The sequence below is a fragment of the Alkalibacterium sp. m-11 genome (assembly GCF_054658155.1).
On sequence record NZ_BAAGIR010000366.1, the window covers coordinates 1 to 456 of the forward strand.

At 41.2% G+C, this 456-nt stretch carries 1 protein-coding gene; it reads left to right on the top strand.

The window, feature by feature from the left end; all coding sequences use genetic code 11:
• A partial coding sequence (locus ACYQ2O_RS12835) for an integrase core domain-containing protein (protein ID WP_459771446.1) occupies positions 1 to 366 on the top strand: 366 nt, incomplete at its 5' end.
• Positions 367 to 456 lie beyond the last annotated feature (90 nt).

The following is a 456-nucleotide window of genomic DNA, read 5'->3' on the forward strand; positions in this document are numbered from 1 at the left end:
ATTTACAAACTGGCACAACATTTCCTGGCCCAACACGGCCTGAACTTCGATATCACTCAAGTCATTGGTTTAACCAACGAGGACGAAGTATCTAGACAATATAGGCCCCTTAAACAAATCATCGAACGATTGAACCGGACTTACAAAGGCAATTACCGTGGCACCCATGGATTTAAATCTCAAAATGGTGCACGTGCTCATGTCGCTTGCTTTACTGCCTGCTTCAACTTTCTACGTCCACATCAGTCATTAGATGGCGAAGTTCCTGTGAGGATTCCATTCGTCCATGATGATGCAAAAACAATGCCCGACAAGTGGATCCGTTTATTATCTTTCGGGAACAGTGTTCTACAGTACACGGACTAATACTGTAGAAGTGATTTTACATATCTCGAAAAACTTCAAAAAAACGAAGTTTTTTAAACATGCCTTCTTATACTTCTCGTTGCTTTACTG